This is a genomic window from Candidatus Avelusimicrobium aviculae (assembly GCF_949292495.1).
GTDB classification, from domain to species: domain Bacteria; phylum Elusimicrobiota; class Elusimicrobia; order Elusimicrobiales; family Elusimicrobiaceae; genus Avelusimicrobium; species Avelusimicrobium aviculae.
In genome coordinates, this window is record NZ_CASEZB010000017.1 from 1 (window position 1) to 23,930 (window position 23,930).

Genomic DNA, 23,930 nt, shown 5'->3' on the forward strand with positions numbered 1-23,930 from the left:
GCAATGACCTCCTTTTGTTAAATTGCCTGCGGACACAGGCAATTTATTATACAAAAGGAGTTTTTTTATCTTCCTTACCGGTGAAACCTTTACCGAACCCCCAGCCTAGCTGGGGGTTTTCACAACATACAAAAACCCCCGCCTAAACAGGCGGGGGCGCCCATATAAGACAATATAAAAGAAACTAGTCTTCCCGCACAATGCGGTTGGTTTTACCGGATTTATGCAACTCTTTGGGGAAGCCTTCGTATTCCACTTTCCCCCAGCTGTGGGCGCTGGCGGTTAATTCTTCCGAGGCGCGGCAAGAAATATCGCCCCACCCATAAGCCGAAGCGGTAACAAACTGGGCACGCAAATCACCCGCGTCAATATCTTCACGGCTGCGGTTTTCCAGTTCCACTTTATCGGCTACGCCGCTAAATTCCAACTCGGCATGTCCGCTGGAGCGGGCAATTAACGTATTGGCTTTTAAAATGCGCTCCACAGACACGTCAGCCCGGCCGGAAGCGTTCACTAAAATGTTTCCAGCCTCCACCCGTTTTAAGCTTACTTCCGCGCGGTCAGAAGCTTCTATTTCCAAGTCTTGCGTTATGAGCCCGCGGGGAATTTCCACTTCCCCTTTATCTGACGTTACAATTTTGGAAAGCTCCGGCCCGGTTACCCGCACCTGCAAATCTTTGCGCCCGCGGATAATAACCGGCTGGTCAAAACCAATATAAAGGGCCCCTTTATTCACATTGACGCGCACTAATTTCACCAAGTTTTCGGAACCGTAAATCCGGGCAGATACCTCTTCCTGCTGATCAAAAACCACATCAATATCTCCGTTTACCACTAATGTATTAAAAGGTTGCGCAATTTCCGCTTCCGTGGAAATATAATCCTGGCTAGCGCGTATTTTTAACGTATCGGACGCAAAAACCACAGCCGCGGCCAACACAACCCCCATCATGCTTAACAGTATTTTTTTATACATGCTTTTCTCCTTATTTGAGTATCCGCCCCGCAAGCGGCGCGGATATATATTGTAACAAAACACATCCTTTATGAAAAGTATTATTAAGATTTTTCTTATTTTGAGCCAGTTTTCTGCCCCCTTATTCTCTGGTAAAAATATGGCCCGCCATTTCCGGCGGGCCACATAAAAACATACATCAAAAATTACTTCAGAACTGCAGCATTTTTACATAATCTTTTAAGCGTTTGTTAATCTCCCGCTTGGTCAGGGAGGCAAGCCGCGTAACGCTGAAGGATTCTATCGTAAAAGAGGCCATCACGTTGCCAATCATCATGGCGCGTTTTATTTCAAGCGGGTTATCCCAATTTTTTACGCTGGCCAAATAGCCGGTAAACCCGCCGCCAAAGGTGTCTCCCGCGCCGGTGGTGTCATGCACGTGCTGCAAAATAAACGGGGGCAGCTGCGCCGTGCATTTTTTGCTTACCAGCATGGAACCGTTGGACCCCAGCTTAATAATAACGTACTTTACGCCTTGTTTTAAAAGCCATTTACCGGCTTGAAGCAAATTATATTCCCCGGTAAGCAGCCGGGCTTCCGTTTCGTTTAAAAACAAAATATCTATCTTCTTTACTACTTTAAGCAAGTCCTTCTTTTTGGAAGAGATCCAATAATTCATGGTGTCGCACGCAATAAAACGGGGTTTTTTTACCTGTTTTAATACGGAAAGCTGCTGCACCGGGTCAATATTAGCCAAAAACACGGCGGAAGCGTTTTTTTGTTTTTCCGTTAAACGGGGCTCAAAATCTTGAAAGACGTTCAAATCCGTAAATTTGGTAATGGCGGTATTGAAGTCTTTATCATACTCCCCGCCCCAGTGGAAAGTTTTGCCCTCTTTTACCTGCAGGCCGGACAAATCCACCTTCCGGCGCACAAAAGGCTGGCGGTAGGCGGAAGTAAAATCCGTACCTACCACGGCCACAATAGAGGGCTTGGCAAAATAACTGGCGCACAGGGAGGAATAACTGGCCGCTCCGCCCAGCACGCACCGGGCGTGGCCGTTGGCATTTTCCACTGTGTCAAAAGCAACAGAACCTACAACCAATACATCGTTATTCACAAGAAATCCTATTTCAAATAAGTTTTAATTTCCACTTCATTATTGAACTGGTCAAAAAACGCTTGTTGGGCCGTTTCCATTTTGGTATCTAACAAGGCGGAAGCAAATTCCTCTTTATTTTTTTCAAAATCTTTCATATTCCCATGTTGTATTTTATAGGAATATTTTATTTCTTCCGGAGTCAGTTTATAATGGGAATACAATACCCCGCGGAAACGGTCCGCCAGTTTGGTTTTGCGCAGCTGGGATTCAAACTCGGCAGGCGTCATACCCAAAGAATGCTTTAACGCATATTCATACGCGATGCGGTTAAATTGGCCGCCGGCGTTAAATTGCGGGGCGGTTTGGATATCGTAAGCGATTTCATAATCCGCCACGTGCAGGCCGATGTTCTGCGCGGCTTGGTTTAATACTTCTTCGCTAATCAAGGCGGACAGCGTCTGTTGCGTAATGAACTTCATCAGGTTTTCATCTACGTCCACCCCTTGGTTGCGCAGCATGCTGGCGCGGTCTTCCGACATTTTATAAAGGGTGCGGTAAGAAATATCCGTTCCGCCCACGCTGGCGGCCGTGGTGCTAAAAGCGCCCTGGCGGTAAGAATCCAGCCCTAAATAAACAATACTTCCTATAAAAAAGGCCAAGGTGATAATTAAAATGCTTTTTTTATACTTGATTAGAAAAGATATCATGTTTTTGCACGCTCCGGTATTTATTTTTGAGGCAAGGAGTCCGTTTCGGAAATTTCCTCTTCCCCGCCAATGGCGCAATGTCCCTCAATGCGGGCGCCTTCTTCCACAATCATTTTTTTGGCGCGGATGTCTCCCTTAATGCGGGATTTGGCCAACACTTCCAACATATCCGCGCAAATGTTTCCTTCAATTTCCCCGCCGCATACTACCACTTGGGCGGTAACGTCCCCGGCAATGCGTCCGCCGTCACCCACAATGACGTGGCGGGCGTTATCCACCGCGCCTTCCAGGCGTCCGTCCACGCGCAGGGAACCCTGCACGCTAAGCGTACCCTGGAAATAACATTCGGCGCTGACGATGGAAAAATGTTCGCCGGATTCAAAATCGGAATCTTTCTTTAAAAAACCCATATAATCCTCCTAAAATTATTTAAAATAGTTGCGCGGATTGACAGGCTGCCCGTCTTTCCACACCTCATAATGCAGGTGCGTCCCCGTGGAACGCCCGCTGGAACCCATGGTGGCAATGGTCTGCCCGCGTTTTACCACGTCACCCGCTTTTACGCGAATACCCGTTGTATGCGCATACAAAGTGGAATAACCAAACCCATGGTCCACCAACACGGCCTGCCCATAACCGTTTACCCAGCCCGTATGGCGCACCACGCCGTCCGCGGTGACCATGATGGGGCTGTCCGGCTTGCCGGCAAAATCCAACCCGTTGTGGCGTTTGGTGCTGCGGCGGCCAAACGGATCCAACCGATACCCAAAGCCGGAACTGATACGCGCCGTAGACGGGCGTATAGACGGCGTGGAGTGAAGCCCTTCGCGCGCGTTGGCGTAATACCAAGCAATTTCCTGAAAGGCGGCCAAGCGGGTTTGGGCGGTGTCTTCAATCTCGTCTATATACTGTTCAAATTCCGCCGTGTCAAAATCTTTCAAATCTTTGCCGAACATGGCGTGGGCGCGGGCATCCGCTTTTTCTTGCTTTTCTTCCCACCCTTTAGGCATATTAACAAATTTTCCGCCCGGCATGCCTAACATTTGCCGCATTTGGGATTCCGTTTTACGGGTTAAATCCAAATATTTGCGTCCGCGTTCCAATTCGTCGGAAATAAGCTGCATTTTTACGCGCATGAGGCGGTTGTCCGCCTTAGTAATGTTATAGTCGTAGGCGCGGATGAAAAAGAATATGCCAATCCCCGTTACCGTTACCCACAAAGCAAACGCAAACACAACGGTAATGACGCGCACTTTAAATTTTTTGGACGAGCCAAAGCGCGGCATGATTAATATATCCACCCGCTCACCCAGCCAACGCCCCAACGAATTGATTATTTTATCCATCTTTTGTATTCTATCATATACAGAGCGGGAGGTGTGTTTCCCGTTTCAAGTTTACCTGTAAGGACATTTACGATGAAAAAATTCTTTTTCCAGTTGGTGCTGGCTTTGTTTGCGGCCGCCTGCCTACAAGAACTGCCCCAAGCGCCTAAATTAGAAATAGAACTGCCCGTGGCCGGAAGTGAAGAAATATGGAAAGCCTCCGAACAAGAAGGCAAACCTGTGCTTATTTCTTTCATGGGTACCTGGTGCCCTTGGTGCAAACGCTCTTTGCCGGCGCTGGACGCGGCGGCCCAAGCGTTTGAAGGCAAAGCCGTAGTAGTAGGCGCGTTTGCGGACGCGGATGAAGACGCCGTGCTGGAAGTGGTAAAAGAACACGGAATGAAAACCAAAGCCTTATATAATGCCCGCCAAGCGGCGCAAAATATGGGCGTATCCGGATTTCCGCACATCATGTTGTTTGACAAAAAACACCGTTTAGTAAAAGTATGGAACGGGTACGGGCCGGACTTGGAAGTTCAGTTTCAGGAAGAATTATCCAAAGTGGCGGACTAAAGATTACCAAAACAAAACCCCGGGCCAAACGCCCGGGGTTTTTATTTGTGGAAATTTATCCTTGGCAGACGGCTTTTACCACTTGGGGGTCTTCCATACATAAATACACCACCGTTTTTGGAAAAACCTTTTTTAACAGCGGCACAAAATAACGGTATACTTCCAGGCGCTGCCCGTCCCCGTAGCGCATTTTGCCGTCAAAATCCAGCAGGAATTCTCCGTCCAACAATTTGCCGTTCGGAAAGCGGGTTTCCATCATTTTCTTCAGTTCCCGGCTAAAGCGCAGCGTGCCCACGCTAATCCAGGCCACTTTGTCCGCGGGAACGGCTTGGGCAAGGGCCTCTACCGTTTGGGCGTAGTCTTGTTTCCAGCCGTCATAAACGATTACCGGGTCAAAATGAAAAGCCGTACGGTAACCGGCTTTTACCACCTCGGCCGCGGCCGCCAGGCGTTCCTGCAAAGACGGGGTAAAATGTTCCGCCGTTTGAATAACGGGCTGCGCGTTGACGGACCACGCCGCAACCACGTTTTCCGCTCCGCCCGCCTGCAAAAGGCCCTCAATATTTACGCTTTTGGTCTTAAACTCAAACTGTAAATGCGGGCGCGCCCGAAAGAAAGGCACTATTTGCCGGCTGTACTGGGTAATGTGGTCAAATACCAGCGAGTCCGTAAATTCCCCGCTGCCGATGCGGGGGCGGTCAAACGGTCCTTTATTAAAAGAAGCCGTGTCTATTTTTGCCAAAAATTCTTCCACATTGGCCGGCAACAAAACAGCGTGTAAATTTTGGTATTGCTGCAGGAAACAATATTCACACTCAAACCGGCAGCCAAACCCCAAATTGATTAAATTGTACCCGCAGCCCGCGGCCGCACAGCTGCAGGGGCAAGGTTTTAAAAAATCATATTTTTCACGGTGGATAAGCAGCGTTTCCGTACGGCGGGAAAAATGGGGGCTGCCCACTTGGGTTTTGCCGTCCGTTAACTCAAAACGGGCGTTGGGAAACAACTCCCGCACGCGCGCGGCCAGCGGCGTATTTTGCGCGCTTTCTTCTATATACACCGTTTTGGGATAAAAGGGGCGCGGAGTTAAATCCGCCCGGAGGGCCGGGTCCAGCTCCAGCTTGGGCAAATAAAAACGGTTGCGCGCGGCCGTTTTAAAATTAACGGGATAGCGTTTTTTTAACAAATGGGTTTTGGCTTTTTCAAAATTCCATTTTTCTTCTTGGGGAAGAATTTGGGGCAAGGGGGCGCCGTCGCGCTGGGCGATTTCATACAAAAGCCGCACCAGCTCCCGCATTTTATTAATGCCCAGCCCGGGCAGTACAACGGATAAATAGTTTGCAATATCAACGGGCCCCATGGTTTCCCTCCAAAAATTCCAAATCCCCGGGTTTAGGTTCCCACCCAACCGCCGCGGCGTTTTGTGCCGCCTGCTGCGCCGTTCTGGCCCCGGCTAATACGCTGGTTACCCCGGGCATATGCAACACCCAGCCCAAGGCGATATGCGCGGGCGGAACGCCGTCGCGCTCAGCTAGTTGGTTAATGCGCTGCACGAATTGACAACTGCGGTAAAAATTTTCCCCTTTGTAAAAACGGTAAAAATAGCTTCTGGCGTCCGCACGGCGGATATTGGCTTCTTTTTTATATTTAGCGCTTAGTATTCCCCCACCCAACGCGCCGTATGCCAAAAAAGACAGGTTTTTCTCCCGCAACAAAGGCATAAGCGCCCGGGCTTTTTGCGTATCCAGCAAAGAATAAGCGCCCTGCACGCAGGAAATCTCCGCCACGGAGCACGCTCGGCGAAGTAAATCCGGCGGAAAATTACACACGCCTATAAAACGTATTTTGCCGGACGTTTTTAAACGGGAAAGTTCTTGCAACGCGTCTTCCAGCGGGGTGGCCGGGTCCGGCCAGTGGATTTGATATAAATCAATGTAATCGGTTTGCAGGCGGCGCAGGGAGTCTTCCAGCTCCCGGCGTATGGAATCAGGCTTAAGCCAATGGTTAATCCCTTTGGCAAAACGCACCAACCCGCATTTGGTAGCCAAAAAAACCTGGTGGCGGCGGCCTTGCAAGGCTTGGCCCAGCACTTCTTCGCTATGGCCTAAGCCGTAAATGGGGGCGGTGTCTATCCAGTTTACGCCACTGTCCAGCGCGGCGTGCACCGCGCTGACGGACTGGGCGTCATCGGCCGGGCCCCAATCGCTCCCGCCGCCCATGGCCCAGGTACCCAGCCCAATGCGTGAAAGGTGTATCCCCGTATTTGCCAACGCCGCGTATTGCATTACCACAAACCGTTTTCCGCCATAAAACAACCGTCTTGCGCGGCAATGCCGGCCTGCACGGCCAAATCATAAGCCTCTTGGGACTGCGCGCCGGGCTGAAACCAAATCTCTTTTACTCCCCCGTCTATACATTGCCGCACGGCCTGCGGCAAAGCCGCCGGAGGAATAACCATAATGGCCGTATGCGCCCGCTGGGGCAAATCAGCCAAACATATATATAGCGGGGCTCCTAAAATCTGCCCGCCCTTTGGGTTAATGCCAAATACCGTAAAGCCTTTGGCTTGCAATGTTTTAAAAATTTTATGACCGTATTTGGCAGGCTCTTGCGATACGCCAAACACCGCCACCACGGGGTGCGCGTTCATATATTTATGCCTGCGGCATGGTTAAGCCGGCCATCCCGCCCATGGCTTGCGCGGCCATGGATTGGGAATCACGCACGGCTTTGTTAACGGCGGCTTTGATTTCTTCCCCCAGTTCGGCCGGGGTAACTTCTTTATACGTTTCAGCCAGTTTTACTTCTTTAATTTCCTGGGAGCCGGAAATGGTGATTTCCACCAAATGTTTGGGGCCTTGCGCTTTAACCACCATGCCGTCCAAGCGTTTTTTTAATTCTTCCATTTGGCTTTTTAATTTCCACAAATCTTTTAACTGTCCCAACTTATCAAACATAATACAACCTCCAAAAGTGTTTTATTTATTTTAGCTTTTATAAATCCACCCCCGCAAACCGCCGCACAAAAAACACCGTGCGGCGCAGCGCAACGCCGGGAAATAATTTTTCCACCGCCCGGCGGTACATATCTAGCTGGGGCGCGTATTTTAAAGCGGCGGTTTGCAAATCCCCCTCCACCACGTCCGTCTTATAATCAGCCAGCCACAACCCTTCGGGCGTGCGGACCAGGGCGTCCATCTCGCCCGATACGGTTTGCCCGTCCTCATTGATAAACGTAAAAGGGATTTCAGAGCCAACCAGCTGGGCCTGCAAAAACGGGGCAAACGCCTCGCATGAAATAAAATTCTCCGCCAGCAGGCAAGCCTCTTGCTGTAAGGATTCGTCCGCCTGCAACAGCGCCGCGGCGCGCGCCAAAGCGCGGGCTAAATTACGCTCTTTATCCGCCAAATACAATTCCAGCGTTTTATGGGTTAAACTGCCCAAAGCCATGGCCTGCTGGTGGGAAGGGAGAGAATCCCCCTCCAAATGGCTGGGGGCAAGCGTTCCCTTGCGCGCGCAAGCTAAAGCGTAGCGCGTTTCCCGCGCGGCGCGCGCCTGTTTCCAGCGCGCGAGCTGGGCTCCGCTTTGGCTATGCGCTGAGGGCCCAACAGCCTGATAAATAAATTCTTCCGGCGGGCGATAAGCAATATAACGCACCGGCACGCTTAAAAGTTCCCGCTGCATTTGGGCGGGGCGGTTGTCCTCGTGCGGGTATAAACCCGCTGCCACAAAAGCGGCGGCCGGGGTTTTAGCGTTGCCGGATAAATTGCCCGCTATTAACAATTTTTCTTTGGCGCGCGTAAGCGCCACATACAACACGCGAACTTCTTCACAGCGGGCGTGCTTTTTTTGTTCTTCTTCCAAAAACGCCAAATTTACGTCACACACATTTCCGACGCGAAGCCCGTGCATATCATACTGCCAGGAATAAATATGCTGCGCCCGTTGGGTGGGAGAATAAGATTCTTTGCGGGAAACATCCGCGAAAATCACCACCGGGAATTCCAACCCTTTGGATTTATGCACCGTGGTGACACAAACCGCATCCAGCGCCTCATCGCTGACGACGCCTTTCAGCCGCTCCGGTTCTTCTTCTATCAACTGCTGGGCCTGCGCCAAAAACTGCCCCAGCGTAACCGGGGCTTGCTGGGCGTATCCCCCCGCCAAGGCGCATAATTTTTCCAGGTTGGAAAGAGTCCTTTCCCCGTCATAAGCCATAGCACAAAGCGGCAACAGGAAAGTTTCCTTCTTGACGGCTTGCAGCAACTGCTCCAGCGGCACGCGCCCGGCGCGCGCGATAAACGAACGAATTAAACGGTAAAAATTATTTAGCTCTTCACTCTGGGTTTTGGCAAAAACGTTCAGCTCCCCCCGTTGGGAAAACTGGAAAATTTCCTCATCCGTAAACGCGCCCAGCGGCCCGCGCAAAAGCCCCGCCAAAGAAATTTTGTCATCCGGGTCATCTATTACCCGAAGCAGGTTTAAAAAATCACTGACTTCCTGGTTTTGGTAAAAATGTTTATCTTCCTCTACATTAAATTTAATGCCGCTGCGGCGCAGAGCGTCCAAATAAAATTCCTGAGAGGTGGACGCGCGGGATAAAAGCGCGATATCCCCATACGCCAGTTTTTTGCCGTTGGAAAGCGTCATCTTGCCCACATGGGCGCAAATCCAATCCGCTATAAACTGGGCCTGATTGCGGCGCAGGTCGTCCGCCAGCGGGGTTTTATCCCCCCCGTCCACCACGGCTAATTCCACCGCGCCCGTACGGGCGGTTTTATCCGTAAAAATAGGCACATACGCCGGCTGAAACGCCGCGCTTTGCACCATAACGCGCCCGCAAACGGCGTTGGCCGCGTCTATAATTTCCGCTTCACTGCGGAAATTCTTTTGCAAAAAACATTTTTGCCCGCCTTGTTTTAAAATCAAATCGGTAAACAATTCATAAGCGGTGATGTCCGCCCCGCGGAAGCGGTAAATGGATTGTTTGGGGTCCCCCACCACAAATAATTTGCCGGGGGCCAAGCGCACATCCTGCCAGCGGGCGGCGTGGGAGGTTTTTTCCTCCGCCAGGAAAAGGAGCATCTCCCCCTGGACGGGGTCCGTATCCTGGAATTCATCAATAAACAAAGCGTCGTAATCTTCTTTCAGGCGGCGGCGCACGGCAAAATTATGCTCAAGCAAATTGCGGGTTTTAACAATTAAATCATCAAAGCTTAACACGCCCTCCTGCGCTAAACTCTGGCGCACCAGCTCAACCAGCGGCTGCACCAAAGAAAGCGCAGCGCGGAAAACCTGTTGGTTTTGGGGAGCCGCCTTTTGGGCGAAATCCGCCAAAGATTCCGCCTCTTCAAAACTTTCTTCGTCCCAGCCTTTTGGGGCCTTGCCGGAAAAATCAATTTCTTCTTCCAAAGCGGGGCCGGGGTCTTTGCCTTGCAAATAAAGCGCCGCCCGGTTAAGTTCCCGCGCGCTTAACAAAAGCATTTTTTCCGCCTTGCGGGGGGTTTTTACCCCCTGGGAAAAATACGCCGCCATTTCTTGCGCGCGGGCCGCTTTTTGCAAACAAATTTTAGCCAGCATGTCCGCATGGGAGAAATAATCGTACTTTTCTATGCGCCCGCTGCAAAGCTGCCGGGCAAAGTTTCTTAAATCGGCAAGACTAACGCGGGAAAGAACGCTTTTCCACTCCTGTGCGCGGGGCGCGTTTACGCCCAGCTGCTCATCTAAAAAAGTATTCCAGGCCGCGTCAAACAAGCGCGCCGCGCGCGTGCCCGTATCAATTTGCGCATTGGGGGAAAGACCGGCTTCCAGCGGGTAGGCGCGCAAAATATCGGCACAAAAACCGTGTATGGTGCCTATGGAGCTGCGGTCCAGCAAAGCCAAAGCCTGCTGGCTGCGTGACAGAATATCTTCCTCTTTTACGGCAAAATGCTCCCGCAGCAAAGAGAGGGTGCGGTCCTCTTGGTTGTTTTGTACGCAGAAAGCCAAACGCTGTAATTTAAAAATTAAACGGGTTTTAATTTCCGCGGCGGCTTTTTCCGTAAAAGTTAAAGCCACTAAACGCGGCGCGGGAATGTTTTGCGCCACCAAAGCCAAACAAAGCCGGTCAATAAGCAAAGTGGTTTTACCGGTTCCGGCGCCGGCCTCCACCACCATATTTACCCCAAGCAGGATTTGCACTTTGGTGCGGTCTTCTGAAATCATGCGGGTATTTTCTCCTCTACTTCCTTAGCCGCCGTACAACGCAGGGCGCGCTGGCGCATTCTAAAAGCGTCTTTGCGGCAAACGGCCGCGTAACCGCAGTATTGGCAGTCCGCCGCCGGGTGCAAATAAAAATCCCCTTCTTTTACCAAACGGGCCAAACGCGCGAAAAACGCGTCCGCCGCCGGCTTTAAAGCCTCAAACTCCTGCGGGGTTAAATCTTTGCGCTGATACCCCTTATTAATGGACATTAAACAAGAACCCGCGCTCTGCCACCCTTTAAGAGGCTCCCACTGCTGCGCCAATAACACGTATAAAAAAGGCTGAAAAATGCGTTTTTTAAGTATATCCTGCGCCAAAGATTTGCCCGCCTTGCGGCCGGACTTGTAATCACACACGCGGTAAAGTTTGCGGGAAGGGTCCGTATCCACACGGTCCAAAATGCCTTTTAAACGCAAAGAAATAGAAGAATCCGGCCGGTAAAGGCCTACCAGTTCCCGCTCAAAATAAGAGGGAACAAGCCCCTCCAGCTGGGCGGTATCCGCAAGGACGAATTCTTCCAAAGCGAATTGTATGTCTTCTAAAATTAAATCCCAAATAACCGGATAAATGCCAAAGCGTTTATAAGCGTTTGGCGGGTACAGGGAAAAAAGCGTTTTTTTAAGCTGCGCGCGCAGGCCGTCTGCAAATAACTGGTGCAAAGCGCCGGTTTTTACCAGTTCCCCATAAAAAGCAGCCAGCACCTCATGATAGGCGCTGCCGCGCAGGTTGGGGGCCAGCTCCTGCCGGCTGAGCGCTTCTTCCGGCTCGCCCAGCCCTAGAGCCCGGGACAAAAAATAACGCATGGGGCAGGAAGCCAACATCATTAACGCCGAGGCGGAAAAACCTTTTTCGTTTGCCCGCGCAAAAATAACTTCCCCGCTTTGTACTTTTCCGTCATAAGGAGTTAAATCCCCGCGGGTGCATACACAAGCGCCGGCGGAAAGCCCCCTGCTTAAAGAAGGGGTTAACAGGCCGGCTTCCTCAAATTGGGTTTCTTTGTCTTTCTCACCGCTTAGCGCAAGATAAACCGCCATTTCCTGCGGGGTAAAATAAACGTCTTCCGTATACTCCAGGCGCTCCAAAATGCGCCCGCTGACGCGCTGCACTTCCTGGGAATGCAAATCCACCCCGCAGGCGCGCGCCAACTCCGCCACGTAAACGGATAACACCGCCTCTTTGCCTTCGCCATCCGTACGCTGCCAGCATACAAACAGCCGTTCTTTGGCGGCGGTAAGCGCAATATAAAACAACAGTTTTTCCTCTTCCAGCCGCTCCCGCGTTTGGTTTATCCAATAACCCAAACCGTCCCGCAGAACAAAACGGTAATAATCTTTTAAAATGGGGTCTTCCGGCACGACGCGGGGAAATATTTTTTCATTCATTCCCAACACAAACACCGCTTTAAACGAAAGCCCGCGCAAAGACAGCGCATCCGTAAATGTTACCCCGCCGGGATGGTTTACCCCCCCGCCGGCCGGGGTTTGGGCCAAAACGGCCGTCAAATCAGGTAAAAATTCCCCTTCTTTTGCCATAGGCCGTACGCTGGCGCGGCGGGTGAAACTTTCCAGCGTTTGCAATATTTGGCTAAGTAAAGCGTTTTCCCCTTCCGTTAAGGAAAGTTCGTCTATATTGCTTCGCAAATAAGCCTGGGCCATGGCGCATAAATCCGCCCACGGCAAGGGTTTGTTTAATTGCTCCAAGCGGGTTTTGCAGTCCGCCAGCCAAGTTAAAAAGTCCGGGTCATAAAATTTCGTTTGCGGGGTGATTAAATCCGTCCATTGGGCATAATCCCGGCTGGCCAGGCAGGCGTTTACCAACTTGCGCCAACGCTCCGCTTTGTATTTAAAATAAGGAGAAGTAACCAACGCTAAAATAGTTTCACGCGCAAAGCCGTTTTGCGCAAGCGTTAACAAATTCAAACAAAATACGCCAAGCGGGGTAACCCCCAGCAAATTCTCAAAAGAGGCGTTTAACGCAATGCCGTTTTGTTCAAAAACGTTTACTATTTCTTGGCGGTAAGGTTCCGCAGATCGGGCCACTACGGCAATGTCTGAAAAGTCAAACCCCTCTTCTTCCACCAGTTTTAAAATTTGTTTGGCGGTATAAAAAACCTCCCCCCGCGCGCCGGGCGCCTGCACCAAACGCAAAGCCGGGCATAGCGCGCTTTGCCCGGGGTTAAACAAGGCTTGCCGCGCCGGGCCCAAAGCGCCTGGCTCCGCCGGGCATTCTTCCACCTGCCCGGCCCCCATATAATTGCTTTCAAAAAATTTGCGGGCAAAAGAAAAAGCGGGCACTCTTTCATACGGGGCGAAAACCGTTACCGGGTAATGCCCCGCTATGCGGGAAAACAGCTCCAGCTGGCGGCCCGTCATATCATAAAAGCCGTAAAAAATAATTTGGGAAAAAGACGCCAAATAAACCGAATTTTCCGCCTGTTCCAACGCGGAAGAAAAAAACTGCGCGTACGAACGGTACCCCGGCACTTGGGCGGTGGCTTGCAGGTACGCCTCGTACACCTCCACCAGCCACGTTAAGTGGGGAAGGTCTTCCTGCAAACACGGGTCCGACGAAGACAGCAGCTGTTCCCTCAGTACTTCCGGCTCCGCCAAGGAATCGGCCAAGTCCCGCAAAGAACTTTTTAACGCGCTGACAAACCCCCTGCCCACCGCATAGCGGTTTAGGCCGGGGCGGGAAATAATTTCCCGTATAATAAAATCGTGCAAATCATCATTGGGCAAAAGCTTTTGCTGCGGGGCGGGGTTTTGGGCGTCCAGCTCACGCATCAGCCCGTTAAAAGAAACAAAACGGATATTGCACACCGCTTGGTAAGCGTGCGCCAAGCAATCACGCAAACGCGCCCCCACCCGCTGGGAGGCGCACACCACCAGCACCCTCTCCTGCGGCGTACGCCGGGCCGGGTTCATATACTTAACAAAAGCCTCTTCCAAGGCGGGATAGTTTGCGTATTCCAAGCGCATAAAATGATATAGTAATAAAGATAAATTTACTTTATTATTGCATTTTTTAAGGATACTTTCACCCATGAAAACGCTTATTTTGGTACGCCACGCCCACGCGCTTGGCGCTTTGGAGGCAGGCGTACAAAAAGACGCATTGCGTCCGCTCTCCCCACAGGGGCTGGAAAAAGCCGCCCATACCGCCAAACGGCTGCAAAACGCTGGCTGCCGGCCGGAACGCATTTTGCACAGCCCGTTGCTGCGCGCCTCCCAAACGGCGGATATTTTATCCGGCGCGTTAAACGCCCCTTTACAGCCTTGCGCGGAATTAAACGGCATGCATGATGACCAAGCAGTGTGCGATTTTTTAATACAACAAATACAAGAAGCCAACTGCCTGGTTGCCGTGGGGCATAACCCCAATATTGCCGTTGTGCTGCATTTGCTTACCGGGCAGACGAGGCACTTTTCCCCCGGTTCTTTTGCCATATTGAATATGCAAAAGGCACAGGAACCCCAATTAATGAGCTTTGAGGAATAATCATGACTATTTTTGACGCCGTTTTACTGGGTCTTTTGCAAGCGCTGGGAGAGTTTTTGCCCATCTCCAGCTCCGCCCATTTGGTGCTGTTGCCTTATTTGCGCGGGCAGCAATACCAGGGACTGGCTTTTGATGTCATGCTTCACGTAGCCACCTTGCTGGCGGTACTGTTGTATTTTTGGAAAGATTGGTACCAGCTGATAAAAGACGGGCTGACGCGCCCTTTATCTGATGAGGGCCGCACCATTTGGTACTTGGCTTTAGGCACGGTGCCCGCCGGCTTGGCCGGCGTGTTGCTGGGGAGCTGGGCGGAAACCACCTTTAGAAACCCGTTAATGATTGCCGTTTGCTTAATGGTGTTTGCCGTTATTTTGTGGGCGGCGGACCGCAAAGCTTCCAGCCAAACCGGCACGCTGTTAAGCTTAAAGACCGTACTGCTTATCGGATGCGCGCAGGCGTTGGCCATTATGCCGGGAGTGTCCAGAAGCGGAGTCACCATTACGGCGGCTTTGCTGTTGGGGCTTTCCCGCGCGTCCAGCGCACGGGTGTCGTTTTTGCTTTCCGCCCCCGTCATAGGCGGGGCGGCGGTACTGGAACTAAAAAACCTTTCCTGGGCGGAAATAAACGCCCCGTTTATATGGGGGTTTGTCAGCGCGTTTTTAGGGGCGCTTTTGGTAATCGGCTGGCTGATGAAATACATTAAAACCCACAGCTTTAACGTGTTTGTTGTTTACCGGCTGCTGCTGGGGTTGTTTATTATCGGGTTTTATTTTTGGAAATAATCTCGCCCAAACGCAAACTAAAAACGCCCCTTGTTTCCAAGGGGCGTTTTTAATAAAAAGCTATTTGGCAAATTCCCGCGCTTTGTTTACGGTGGCTTGCACCACTTTTTCAAACAATTGGTCCGCGCGGGTTTCTTCCAACACGGCCACACCGGCCGCCGTACAACCGCCGGGAGTGGTTACGCTTTTTTGCAAAGCCGCCGGGCTTTGGCCGGACAGAAGCGCCATTTCCGCTGCGCCGGCCGTCATTTGCGCGGCCAGCAAATTGGCCGTTTTTTCCGGCAGGCCCAAATCTTGCCCGCCCTTGGACAACGCCGCAATAACATAATAAATAAACGCCGGGCCGGAGCCGGAAACCGCGGTAGCCGCGTCAAACAAATCTTCCGGCAGTTCTTCCACACGCCCCGCGCAGCCGAAAATGTTCCGCGCGGTTTGCATTTGCTCGTCCGTTACATACTTTCCACGCGCCAGCAGGCTCATTCCTTTGCCTAAGGCAATAGGGGTGTTGGGCATTACCCGCACCACGGGAAAACCGGGCAGCGCTTTTTCCAGCATAGCCGTAGCAGACCCCAACGCCACTGAAAGCACCAGCTTGGGGGCGGTTAATACGCGCGCGATTTCCCGCAATACTTCAGGCACCACGGCGGGCTTAACCGCAATAATCAGCACGTCCGCCTGGGCGATAACGCGCGCGTTATCGGTACAAGCGGTTATGTTAAAGCGGGAAGACAAATCCCGCGCTGATTTTTCCGTATGTACGCTAGCCAAAATGTCTGCACTGCGGTAAGAGCCGTAATTTAGTAATCCTTTAATAATGGCGCCGCCCATTTCTCCGGCGCCTAAAAAACCTATTTTCATTTTTTATCCTCTTGCAATAAATTTTTATGTGTAAATTTCTGCGCGTGCGGGCCCACAAAATCCCCCACTATCTGCCCCGTACCGCGCAAGCGGTATTTATAAATGGTTAATCCTTCCAGCCCCACCGGGCCGCGCGCGTGGGTTTTGGCGGTGCTGATGCCTACTTCCGCCCCAAAGCCGTAGCGGTAGCCGTCCGCAAAGCGGGTGGAAGCGTTGTGGTACACGCCGGCGGAGTCCACGGCAGAAAGGAAATATTCGGCTTCTTTATCGTTTTGGGTTAAAATGGCGTCCGTATGGTGGGAACCGTAACGGTTAATATGCAAGGCGGCCTCTTTTACCCCATGCACCGTACGTACGGAAAGTTCCGGCGCGCCGTATTCCGCATGCCACTCCAGCTCTTGGGAATACGCGCCGCCGGGAAAGCGTTCTTTTTCTTCTTCCAACGCGTGTACGGTTACCCCCGCCTGATGAAGCGCAGACAGCAAACTATTGACGCTCTCCTGCGGCCAGGCCGCGTCCACCAAAAGCGTTTCCACGGCGTTGCAGGCTGCCGGATATTGGGTTTTGGCGTCCACACAGATTTTTATTGCCAAATCCGCCGGGGCGGAGGGAGCTATATAAATATGGCATACGCCGTCCGCATGGCCCAAGACGGAAATGGAAGTATTTTCTTTTACATATTGCACCAACGCGTTGGAACCGCGGGGAATGACTAAATCTATATACGCGTCTTGCTTTAACAATTCGGCCGCGTCTTGGCGGGAGTGCACCAAACTAAGCGCGCCCTGTGGCCAGCCGCCGGGCAAAGAAGAAAGCGCCCCCGTAAGAATTTTTAAAAACGCTTCGTTTGTATGCTGGGCTTCTTTGCCGCCTTTTAAAATCACCGCATTGCCGGATTTAACCGCCAACGCCGCAATTTGGGGAAGTACGTCCGGCCGGGCCTCAAAAATAACCAATAATACCCCCAGCGGACAGCTTACTTTTTGCAAAGTAAGGCCGGGAGCCATTTCCGTATACGCCAGCACACGGCCAACCGGGTCCGGCAAGCGGGCTAAATCTTCCATGCCGCCGGCTACGGCGTTTAATTTATTTTCATCCAATTTTAAACGGGCAAACAAAGACGGCTTCATTTTGCCTTCTTTTATGGCCTGTTCGGCGGCTTGCAAATCCAGTTTATTGGCGGCAAACAACGCCCGCGCCCCCGCGCGCACCGCCTGCGCCATAGCCAAAAGCGCGGCGTTTTTTTGCGGCGTTTCAACCAACGCCAACAGGCGGGAAGCCTCTTTTGCTTGTAAAGCCAATTCTTGCGCGTTCATAACATACCTCACAAAATGACAATATTGTCACGGTGGATTACTTCATCGTAATTTTTGCCGCCCAGTTTTTTGGCGATGTCTTCACTCTGGCAGCCTAAAATTTTGCCGCAGTCCGCGCTGGAATAATTCACCATGCCTTTGGCAAATTCGGCGCCGTTTTCGTCAAATACGCTGATTACGTCCCCTACGTCAAACTCGCCCGCTACGCCTGTAATCCCGGCCGCCAGCAGGCTGGCCCCTTTCTGGCACAGCGCTTTAAACGCGCCGGCGTTTACCACCACGCCGCCCGTCATATTGGTGGAATAGGCTATCCACACTTTTTTACCGGGCAAATCAGCCACCGGCCTAAATAAAGTGCCAGTAAACTCGTCCGAAAACACACGCCCCAACGCGCCCGGCGTTTTGCCGTTGGCAATCACCATGGCGCAGCCGGAATGGGTAACCACTTTGGCGGCCTCCAGCTTGGTTTTCATGCCGCCGCGGCCCCGTTTGGAGGCGCCTCCGGCGGCGGATTCTATTTCCGGCGTAATGGCTTTTACTTCCGCAATCAGCTTGGCGTCTTTATTTTTGCGCGGGTCACTGTCATACAAGCCGTTGATGTCTGACAAAATAACCAGCAAATCCGCGTCCAGCCCGCCGGCTACCAGAGCGGAAAGTTTGTCATTATCTCCAAAGCAGACCTTAACCCCTTTGTCTTTATAGGCGCGAAGTTCGTTGGTGGAAACGGTGTCATTTTGGTTAATAATGGGAACCACCCCCAGCTCCAGCAGGCGGCAGAGCGTATCGCGCAAACTTAAATAACGGGGGCGGATGGAAAAGTCGTCCTCCGTTAAGAGCACCTGAGCGGTGGTAAGGCCCAAAGCGGCAAAGCCGTCTTCATAAAATTTCATCAGCCCGCACTGGCCTACCGCCGCGCAAGCCTGCTTAATGGAAACCAAATCCGGCATTTCCGTTAAGTGCAAACGCTGCGCGCCCAGCCCCACCGCGCCGGAAGTAACCACAATAATCTCTTTGCCTTTGGCTTTTAAGCGGGCCATGTCTTCCATAAAAGAATAAATGCGCGACAGCGCCAGCCCCCCCTCTGCCGATGTAAGCACATTGGTGCCAAATTTAAAAACAATGCGTTTTGCGTTTTTGATTAGTTCATGCATAAATAAATATCCTCTGCAAAAAAGCCCGCTTGGTTAAGCAGGCTTTGGAAAAAATAAATTATTCTTGAGTTTGTTTCGCCAAAGCCGAATGTTCGCACCGGGTATTGAACGGACACTGCGCGCAATGGGAAAGGTTGGGCTCAAAATCGTTTACTTCTATTTTTTTCCCAATTTCTATAAAAGTGTTTAAAATTTTATCTTCGTCAAACGCGTCAAAAGGGACGCTTTCGGTTTTATCGTACGCTACAAAATACAAAGTGGCCCGCCCGTTTTGCAGCCCCCACGCCCGGCGCGCGCCAATGGCGTAAATGCCCAGCTGCAAAGAATCTTTTACCTCCTGCGCAAAGTCTATATCCGTACCGGTTTTATAGTCTATCACTTCCCAGGAACCGTCCGGCCATTTGTCTATGCGGTCAATTTTACCGCGAAAGGTCCACGGTTTTTGTTCAAAAATAAATTCCCGCTCGGTAGCGTCCACCGTGGTTTTGCGCTCATATTCCCGCTGGGCGTAGGTTTCCAGCATTTTTTTGCCTTTTAAATACCACTCCATCTGTTCCCCGGCGCTGGAATAACCGGCGCCAAGCCAGCAGTCATCGTAAAAAGAAAGCAGTTCAGACGGGTCATTGCTTTCCCGGTGGTACTCTTCCAACGTGCGGTGAATAGACACCCCTAAAGAAGAAGCGGGCACCAGCCCTTCGCGCTTGCCTTCTATGTATTTTAATTTGTAAAGGAAAGGGCATTCCTGATAGGTTTTTATTTTGGAAAAATTTAACTCGTAAACATCGCTGTACATAAATCAGCCTTTATTTGTTTTATAGCGGAAAAAGTGCACCAACGTATCGCCGTATTTTTCTTGGCGGTACATTTCAAATTCGTCCGGTATGGAAAATGCTTCGCTTTTATGCGTTTGCAAAATGACAATGCCGCCCGGGGCCAATAATTTAGCCTGAGCCACGTTTTTTAAAGCCGGTTCTGAGAAGGCCAACATTTTGTTGTTTTGGTCCCGGTAGGGCGGACCCATAAAAATAATGTCGTAGCCTTCGTTATCACTATATGGAAGCAGCCAATCCAGCGGGCGCAAAATATCCCCTTTAAGCACTTTGGCGCGGTCCTCAAACCCCAAATGGGCCAAGTTGCGGTGGATGTTTTTAATACAGGCGGGCTCCCGGTCCACCATGACCGTTTTCTGCGCTCCGCGGGAAAGCGCCTCCAAAGACACGCTTCCCGTACCGGCAAACAAATCCAGCATAATGGCGGCCGGAACGCGCGGACGGATAATATCAAACAAGGATTGTTTGATACGGTCCGAAATGGGTTTTACGGGCAAATTTTTAGAAACGGAAAATATCCTCCGCCCTCTGGCGCTGCCTGCGATAATGCGCATAAAAAACGTTTCTCCTTATAACTGGGCAATGCCTTCCTTAATGGCGTAACGCACCAGTTCCGCCTGTTTATGAATGGAAAGCTTCTTCATAATATTATTGCGGTGTACGTGAATGGTGTTTAAAGACAAATTAAACGTTTTGGCGATTTGCTTGCTGCTGTAGCCTTCCGCAATTAACTGCAAGACTTCTTTTTCTTTGGGGGTAAGGCCGGTTACATCGCGCTTGCGGCCGGAGGTTTTACCCAAAAAGCCCTGCACAATGTATTTGGAAACTTTGCTGCACAGGTAAAAACGGCCGGAGGCTACTTCGTGTATGGCTTCCACAATTTCATCGGCGGTGGATACTTTTACAATGAAGCCTTTTGCCCCCGCTTTGAGGGATTTTTCCACCGCTACGCGGTCATCATACATGCTTAAAATGATTACTTTGGCGGAAGGTTTCATTTTTACCAAACGCTGCACCGCTTCCACCCCGTTTAAAAGCGGCATGGAAATATCCACTACATATACGTCCGCATCGTTGGAGGAGGCCCACTCCAACAGTTCTTTTCCGTTGCCCACTTCGGCCACAACGCTCAAGTCTTTGCCTTTGCGTTCCAACACCGCTTTCACGCCGTCACGCACGATAATATGGTCGTCCGCCAATACAATTTTGATAGTCATGGTCTTCCTCCGTATACTACCCGCGGGCAGGTAACCGTTATTTGGGTACCTTTTCCGGGTTCGCTTTTAATCTTTAAAGTGCCGCCCAAATAAGCGGCGCTGTCTTTCATGGCCAGCAACCCCACATGCCGTATGGAACGCTGTTTGGAGGGGACAAACCCCACCCCGTCGTCTTCTAATTTAACGGTAACGTTTTTTTCCGTCTTGCGAAGCACCAGCTTTACCTTTTTGGCATGGGCGTGCTTTACCACATTATTAAGGCCTTCCTGTATCACACGGTACAACATAATGTTTACGTTGTCAGAAGAAGGCTCCTCACACTGGTCATCCACCACCAGCTCGTGTTGGATGCCGGTAAACGCGCTGAAATATTCCAACAGTTCGCGCGCCGCCCCTTCCAGCCCCAAGGCTTCCAAATGCGGAGGGCGCAAATTGACAATAATATTTTTCACCCGGTCAATGGTGTTTTTTATTTGTTCGTCCAGCCGGGCAATATCCTGCAGCGCCTGCTTTTTATTATTAGAGCGGACGCTGTCTTTCACCAAGGCCAACAAAGAGGTCAGCGTGACGGCTGAGGTGCCTATTTCGTCATGCAGCGCTTTGGATATTTCCCTCTTTTCATCTTCCCGCGCCGCCAACAAAATTTGGGAGAAGGTGTGTTCCCCTTTCTCATGCAAGGCCTTTTGGTGCCGCAATGAGGAGGACTTGTCCAAATTACGCACCAACCCCAACACATTGGCTACTTTTTTGTCATTGTCAAACAACGGCAATAAGGTGGAATGATAATAATAAGTGACGGATCCCCGGTCCAAACTCCACGCGTATTTGACCACATTGCCTTTTAACGCTTGCTGGAAAGCTTTATCATGCAAGGCAAAAGCGTCCGGCCCTTTGGCGTTTGTATAAAAACCTTCCGCATTGCCAAACATAAATACTTTTTTCGTTTCCGGGTGGGCCACGTAAATTAAATCATACCCGTATATTTTGGAGTTATGCGCGGAAGCGACGGCTTGGGGACTGTCTACATAAAAAGCCGCTTCGGCGCAATGTTCCTTGCACGGGTAGATACACGTTTGCTTTTTGTTTTTTTCACAGGGCATAAATACCTCGGAAACGATACTTAGTAAAATTTTACTATTTTTATTCTTATTTTGTACAAAAAGACGTCCCTCTTTTATATAGGTACTGCCCCGAAAATATCCTTAAGTTTGATATAATTTTAATAATATGAAGAAATACTTAAAAAAACTTTTTTCCACAAAACCCATCCTTTTCGGCTGTCTGGCCGTTCTATTTTTACTTATTATCTGCACCGCCGTGTTTATGCGTTATATTTTTTCCGGCTTGCCGCCGGTGTATGAAATGGAGGAGTACACCCCCTCCCTCACCACCCGCGTATATGACCGCAACAATAAACTAATTCATGAATTTTCCATAGAAAAACGCAGTATGGTGCCCCTTTCGGAAATACCGGTGGACTTGCAAAACGCCGTGGTGGCTATGGAAGACCGGGAATTTTTTGAGCATGCCGGTTTGTCTTTTAAAGGTATTTTCCGCGCCGCCTTGCACGATCTTATCCACGTAAGCGCCAAACAAGGGGCTTCCACTCTCACCCAGCAGCTTTCCCGCGGGGTATTTTTAAGCCAAGAAAAAAGACTCATCCGTAAAATACGCGAAATTATTTTGGCCGTACAAATTGAACACCAATTCAGCAAACAGGAAATTCTGCAGCTTTATTTAAACCAAATGTATTTAGGGCGCGGGGCTTACGGCGTAAAATCCGCCGCAAAACGCTATTTTAATAAAGATTTATCCGAACTGACCACCGGGGAAGCCGCCATCATTGTGGGTTTGGTGCCGGCGCCGGAACGCTATAACCCGTTTACCAATCCGGAACTTTCCCGCCAGCGCAGGGATTTGGTGCTCTCCGTCATGAAAGAGCAGGGCTACATCACCCAAGAAGAATACGAAACCGCCAAGCAGGAACCCATGCCCACCCGCCAAACGGTAACGGAAGAATACAAACCCGGTTTGTATTTTATTGAGCACATCCGCCGCGTGTTAGAAGAAAAATACGGAACGGAAACTTTATGGAAAGGCGGTTTAAACATTTATACCACCGTGGATATTGACCAACAGTCCGCCGCCGAGCAAATTATGAACGACCGCCTGCAAAAATTGGACGAGCGCGTAGCCAAAAGCTTAGGGATAGACATTACCCCCAAAGAACCGCAGCCGCAAGAAACCCCCGAAGGGGAAGAAGCCCCCGCGGAAGAAGAAACCGAACCGGATTTTCCCCGTCTGCAAGGCGCTTTTATGGTGCGTGACGTAAAAACCGGGGCCGTGCGCGTGCTGATAGGCGGGCGGGAATTTGACGAAAGCAAATTCAACCGCGCCACCCAGGCCAAACGCCAGCCGGGGTCTTCTTTTAAACCTTATGTATGGATGGCCGCCTTACAGAAAGGCTACACCCCCGCCACGTTGGTAAAAGACTTGCCCACCATGTTCTATAACGACGGCAGAAACTGGCGCACGTTTGATGAAACGTCTGACTTGTATTCTTTGGATTTAGCAAAGCAGTCTTTTATCTCCTCCAAGGATTTTAACGTATGGGTGCCGCAAAACTATGGCGGACGCAACGAAGGATGGATTACCCTGCGCCGCGGGTTGGAAAAATCCAAAAACCTGGTAGCCGTAAACTTAATTGACGCCGTAGGCGTACCGGCCGTGGTGCGTGTGGCGCGCAAAGCGGGGCTTACCTCCGCCCTTCCCCGCGTGCCCGCCTTGGCCTTGGGCGTAAGCGTGCTGACGATGGACGAACACCTGGCCGCCCTTACCACTTTCGCCAATGCCGGCATTCATACCGACAACTATTATATTGAACGCGTGGAAGACGCCAACGGACGCATTCTGGAACAGCATATTCCGATGGAAAAAGCCGCTTTCTCCCCGCAGGATTCTTACCTGCTTATTAATATGATGAAAGGCGTTGTGCAGCGCGGAAGCGGACGGTATGTATCGCGCCTGGGGCGCAATATTGCCGGTAAAACCGGCACCACCCAAAGCCACCGGGATATGTGGTTTGTGGGTATGACGCCGCGCACCGCCGCCATTGGCTGGATGGGGTATGACGACGACTCCGCCTACGCAGACAAAATCCACCTGGAAGGAAGCAACACCGGCCATTGGTGGAGCGATATTATGGAAGAGCTCTTAAAAGACGAGCCTAACGACGATTTTGCCGTGCCGGAAGGGATATCCTTTGCGTATATCAACCCCAATACCGGCAAACTGGCCATGCCCACGGAACGCAACAAATTCTGGGAAGCGTTCATCAAAGGAACCGAACCCAAAAGTTATTGATTTCCCGGCA

At 51.0% G+C, this 23,930-nt stretch carries 22 protein-coding genes; 4 read left to right on the top strand and 18 right to left on the bottom strand.

Annotated elements, in window-relative coordinates; genetic code table 11:
• Positions 1–184: 184 nt before the first annotated feature.
• The 5 genes from ACQY33_RS03905 to ACQY33_RS03925 all read right to left on the bottom strand — a co-directional run bounded on the left by ACQY33_RS03905 (position 185) and on the right by ACQY33_RS03925 (position 4,110).
• Positions 185–976, bottom strand: a complete 792-nt coding sequence (locus ACQY33_RS03905; protein ID WP_428074134.1) for a head GIN domain-containing protein — start codon at positions 974–976, stop codon at positions 185–187.
• Positions 977–1,166: 190 nt separating this feature from the next.
• Positions 1,167–2,075, bottom strand: a complete 909-nt coding sequence (locus ACQY33_RS03910; protein ID WP_428074136.1) for a PfkB family carbohydrate kinase — start codon at positions 2,073–2,075, stop codon at positions 1,167–1,169.
• An 8-nt stretch (positions 2,076–2,083) separates the two neighbouring features.
• Positions 2,084–2,764, bottom strand: coding sequence for a SurA N-terminal domain-containing protein (locus ACQY33_RS03915; protein WP_428074138.1), 681 nt, complete (start codon positions 2,762–2,764; stop codon positions 2,084–2,086).
• A gap of 20 nt (positions 2,765–2,784) precedes the next feature.
• Positions 2,785–3,174, bottom strand: coding sequence for a bactofilin family protein (locus ACQY33_RS03920; RefSeq protein ID WP_428074140.1), 390 nt, complete (start codon positions 3,172–3,174; stop codon positions 2,785–2,787).
• 15 nt (positions 3,175–3,189) lie between these two features.
• Entirely contained in the window at positions 3,190–4,110 is a 921-nt protein-coding gene (locus tag ACQY33_RS03925) for a M23 family metallopeptidase (protein WP_428074142.1), read from the bottom strand.
• Positions 4,111–4,182: 72 nt separating this feature from the next.
• Here ACQY33_RS03925 and ACQY33_RS03930 point away from each other — a divergent pair, with 72 nt between their 5' ends.
• The gene (locus ACQY33_RS03930) at positions 4,183–4,662 is read left to right on the top strand and encodes a TlpA family protein disulfide reductase (protein WP_428074144.1); all 480 of its coding nucleotides are present in this window, start codon (positions 4,183–4,185) and stop codon (positions 4,660–4,662) included.
• A gap of 55 nt (positions 4,663–4,717) precedes the next feature.
• Here ACQY33_RS03930 and ACQY33_RS03935 read toward each other — a convergent pair whose 3' ends face one another.
• The 6 genes from ACQY33_RS03935 to ACQY33_RS03960 are packed head-to-tail and all read right to left on the bottom strand — an operon-like array spanning position 4,718 to position 13,949.
• Complete coding sequence (locus ACQY33_RS03935; protein ID WP_428074146.1) at positions 4,718–6,022, bottom strand: SPL family radical SAM protein; 1,305 nt, start codon at positions 6,020–6,022, stop codon at positions 4,718–4,720.
• Entirely contained in the window at positions 6,009–6,947 is a 939-nt protein-coding gene (locus ACQY33_RS03940; RefSeq protein WP_428074318.1) for an aldo/keto reductase, read from the bottom strand. The genes ACQY33_RS03935 and ACQY33_RS03940 overlap by 14 nt, the downstream gene beginning before the upstream one ends.
• Positions 6,947–7,312: a CoA-binding protein gene (locus ACQY33_RS03945; RefSeq protein WP_428074148.1), complete on the bottom strand. Its 366-nt coding sequence runs from the start codon at positions 7,310–7,312 to the stop codon at positions 6,947–6,949. The genes ACQY33_RS03940 and ACQY33_RS03945 overlap by 1 nt, the downstream gene beginning before the upstream one ends.
• A gap of 4 nt (positions 7,313–7,316) precedes the next feature.
• Positions 7,317–7,619, bottom strand: coding sequence for a YbaB/EbfC family nucleoid-associated protein (locus ACQY33_RS03950; RefSeq protein ID WP_428074150.1), 303 nt, complete (start codon positions 7,617–7,619; stop codon positions 7,317–7,319).
• A 37-nt stretch (positions 7,620–7,656) separates the two neighbouring features.
• The gene (locus tag ACQY33_RS03955; RefSeq protein WP_428074152.1) at positions 7,657–10,866 is read right to left on the bottom strand and encodes a UvrD-helicase domain-containing protein; all 3,210 of its coding nucleotides are present in this window, start codon (positions 10,864–10,866) and stop codon (positions 7,657–7,659) included.
• Complete coding sequence (locus tag ACQY33_RS03960) at positions 10,863–13,949, bottom strand: PD-(D/E)XK nuclease family protein (protein ID WP_428074154.1); 3,087 nt, start codon at positions 13,947–13,949, stop codon at positions 10,863–10,865. The genes ACQY33_RS03955 and ACQY33_RS03960 overlap by 4 nt, the downstream gene beginning before the upstream one ends.
• Between ACQY33_RS03960 and ACQY33_RS03965 the strand changes: the two genes are divergently transcribed.
• On the top strand, positions 13,948–14,403 hold the full coding sequence (locus tag ACQY33_RS03965) for a SixA phosphatase family protein (RefSeq protein ID WP_428074156.1): 456 nt from the start codon (positions 13,948–13,950) through the stop codon (positions 14,401–14,403). The genes ACQY33_RS03960 and ACQY33_RS03965 overlap by 2 nt on opposite strands.
• A gap of 2 nt (positions 14,404–14,405) precedes the next feature.
• Positions 14,406–15,185, top strand: coding sequence for an undecaprenyl-diphosphate phosphatase (locus tag ACQY33_RS03970; RefSeq protein WP_428074158.1), 780 nt, complete (start codon positions 14,406–14,408; stop codon positions 15,183–15,185).
• A gap of 60 nt (positions 15,186–15,245) precedes the next feature.
• On the opposite strand, the gene proC is transcribed toward ACQY33_RS03970, so the two are convergent.
• The 7 genes from proC to ACQY33_RS04005 are packed head-to-tail and all read right to left on the bottom strand — an operon-like array spanning position 15,246 to position 21,657.
• Positions 15,246–16,043, bottom strand: coding sequence for a pyrroline-5-carboxylate reductase (proC, locus tag ACQY33_RS03975; RefSeq protein WP_428074160.1), 798 nt, complete (start codon positions 16,041–16,043; stop codon positions 15,246–15,248).
• The gene (locus tag ACQY33_RS03980; RefSeq protein WP_428074162.1) at positions 16,040–17,359 is read right to left on the bottom strand and encodes a glutamate-5-semialdehyde dehydrogenase; all 1,320 of its coding nucleotides are present in this window, start codon (positions 17,357–17,359) and stop codon (positions 16,040–16,042) included. The genes proC and ACQY33_RS03980 overlap by 4 nt, the downstream gene beginning before the upstream one ends.
• Before the next feature lie 8 nt (positions 17,360–17,367).
• Positions 17,368–18,510, bottom strand: coding sequence for a glutamate 5-kinase (gene proB, locus ACQY33_RS03985; protein WP_428074164.1), 1,143 nt, complete (start codon positions 18,508–18,510; stop codon positions 17,368–17,370).
• Between the two features lie 58 nt (positions 18,511–18,568).
• Complete coding sequence (locus ACQY33_RS03990) at positions 18,569–19,303, bottom strand: RecB family exonuclease (RefSeq protein ID WP_428074166.1); 735 nt, start codon at positions 19,301–19,303, stop codon at positions 18,569–18,571.
• Positions 19,304–19,306: 3 nt separating this feature from the next.
• Positions 19,307–19,894 (bottom strand): 16S rRNA (guanine(966)-N(2))-methyltransferase RsmD, encoded by a 588-nt coding sequence (rsmD, locus tag ACQY33_RS03995; RefSeq protein ID WP_428074168.1) that lies wholly within the window; start codon positions 19,892–19,894, stop codon positions 19,307–19,309.
• Between the two features lie 15 nt (positions 19,895–19,909).
• The gene (locus ACQY33_RS04000; RefSeq protein WP_428074170.1) at positions 19,910–20,557 is read right to left on the bottom strand and encodes a response regulator; all 648 of its coding nucleotides are present in this window, start codon (positions 20,555–20,557) and stop codon (positions 19,910–19,912) included.
• Positions 20,554–21,657 carry a sensor histidine kinase gene (locus ACQY33_RS04005; RefSeq protein WP_428074172.1) on the bottom strand — a complete coding sequence of 368 codons (1,104 nt, stop codon included), beginning with the start codon at positions 21,655–21,657 and terminating at the stop codon, positions 20,554–20,556. The genes ACQY33_RS04000 and ACQY33_RS04005 overlap by 4 nt, the downstream gene beginning before the upstream one ends.
• Positions 21,658–21,784: 127 nt before the next feature.
• Here ACQY33_RS04005 and ACQY33_RS04010 point away from each other — a divergent pair, with 127 nt between their 5' ends.
• Positions 21,785–23,920 carry a penicillin-binding protein 1A gene (locus ACQY33_RS04010; protein WP_428074174.1) on the top strand — a complete coding sequence of 712 codons (2,136 nt, stop codon included), beginning with the start codon at positions 21,785–21,787 and terminating at the stop codon, positions 23,918–23,920.
• Positions 23,921–23,930: the final 10 nt, after the last annotated feature.

Excerpts from the sequence above, each read along its gene's own strand:
- ACQY33_RS03905 (WP_428074134.1), bottom strand. The coding sequence starts at position 976 with ATGTATAAAAAAATACTGTTAAGCATGATGGGGGTTGTGTTGGCCGCG.
- ACQY33_RS03915 (WP_428074138.1), bottom strand. The coding sequence starts at position 2,764 with ATGATATCTTTTCTAATCAAGTATAAAAAAAGCATTTTAATTATCACC.
- ACQY33_RS03920 (WP_428074140.1), bottom strand. The coding sequence starts at position 3,174 with ATGGGTTTTTTAAAGAAAGATTCCGATTTTGAATCCGGCGAACATTTT.
- ACQY33_RS03925 (WP_428074142.1), bottom strand. The coding sequence starts at position 4,110 with ATGGATAAAATAATCAATTCGTTGGGGCGTTGGCTGGGTGAGCGGGTG.
- ACQY33_RS03930 (WP_428074144.1), top strand. The coding sequence starts at position 4,183 with ATGAAAAAATTCTTTTTCCAGTTGGTGCTGGCTTTGTTTGCGGCCGCC.
- ACQY33_RS03935 (WP_428074146.1), bottom strand. The coding sequence starts at position 6,022 with ATGGGGCCCGTTGATATTGCAAACTATTTATCCGTTGTACTGCCCGGG.
- ACQY33_RS03940 (WP_428074318.1), bottom strand. The coding sequence starts at position 6,947 with ATGCAATACGCGGCGTTGGCAAATACGGGGATACACCTTTCACGCATT.
- ACQY33_RS03945 (WP_428074148.1), bottom strand. The coding sequence starts at position 7,312 with ATGAACGCGCACCCCGTGGTGGCGGTGTTTGGCGTATCGCAAGAGCCT.
- ACQY33_RS03950 (WP_428074150.1), bottom strand. The coding sequence starts at position 7,619 with ATGTTTGATAAGTTGGGACAGTTAAAAGATTTGTGGAAATTAAAAAGC.
- ACQY33_RS03955 (WP_428074152.1), bottom strand. The coding sequence starts at position 10,866 with ATGATTTCAGAAGACCGCACCAAAGTGCAAATCCTGCTTGGGGTAAAT.
- ACQY33_RS03965 (WP_428074156.1), top strand. The coding sequence starts at position 13,948 with ATGAAAACGCTTATTTTGGTACGCCACGCCCACGCGCTTGGCGCTTTG.
- ACQY33_RS03960 (WP_428074154.1), bottom strand. The coding sequence starts at position 13,949 with ATGGGTGAAAGTATCCTTAAAAAATGCAATAATAAAGTAAATTTATCT.
- ACQY33_RS03970 (WP_428074158.1), top strand. The coding sequence starts at position 14,406 with ATGACTATTTTTGACGCCGTTTTACTGGGTCTTTTGCAAGCGCTGGGA.
- proC (WP_428074160.1), bottom strand. The coding sequence starts at position 16,043 with ATGAAAATAGGTTTTTTAGGCGCCGGAGAAATGGGCGGCGCCATTATT.
- ACQY33_RS03980 (WP_428074162.1), bottom strand. The coding sequence starts at position 17,359 with ATGAACGCGCAAGAATTGGCTTTACAAGCAAAAGAGGCTTCCCGCCTG.
- proB (WP_428074164.1), bottom strand. The coding sequence starts at position 18,510 with ATGCATGAACTAATCAAAAACGCAAAACGCATTGTTTTTAAATTTGGC.
- ACQY33_RS03990 (WP_428074166.1), bottom strand. The coding sequence starts at position 19,303 with ATGTACAGCGATGTTTACGAGTTAAATTTTTCCAAAATAAAAACCTAT.
- rsmD (WP_428074168.1), bottom strand. The coding sequence starts at position 19,894 with ATGCGCATTATCGCAGGCAGCGCCAGAGGGCGGAGGATATTTTCCGTT.
- ACQY33_RS04000 (WP_428074170.1), bottom strand. The coding sequence starts at position 20,557 with ATGACTATCAAAATTGTATTGGCGGACGACCATATTATCGTGCGTGAC.
- ACQY33_RS04005 (WP_428074172.1), bottom strand. The coding sequence starts at position 21,657 with ATGCCCTGTGAAAAAAACAAAAAGCAAACGTGTATCTACCCGTGCAAG.
- ACQY33_RS04010 (WP_428074174.1), top strand. The coding sequence starts at position 21,785 with ATGAAGAAATACTTAAAAAAACTTTTTTCCACAAAACCCATCCTTTTC.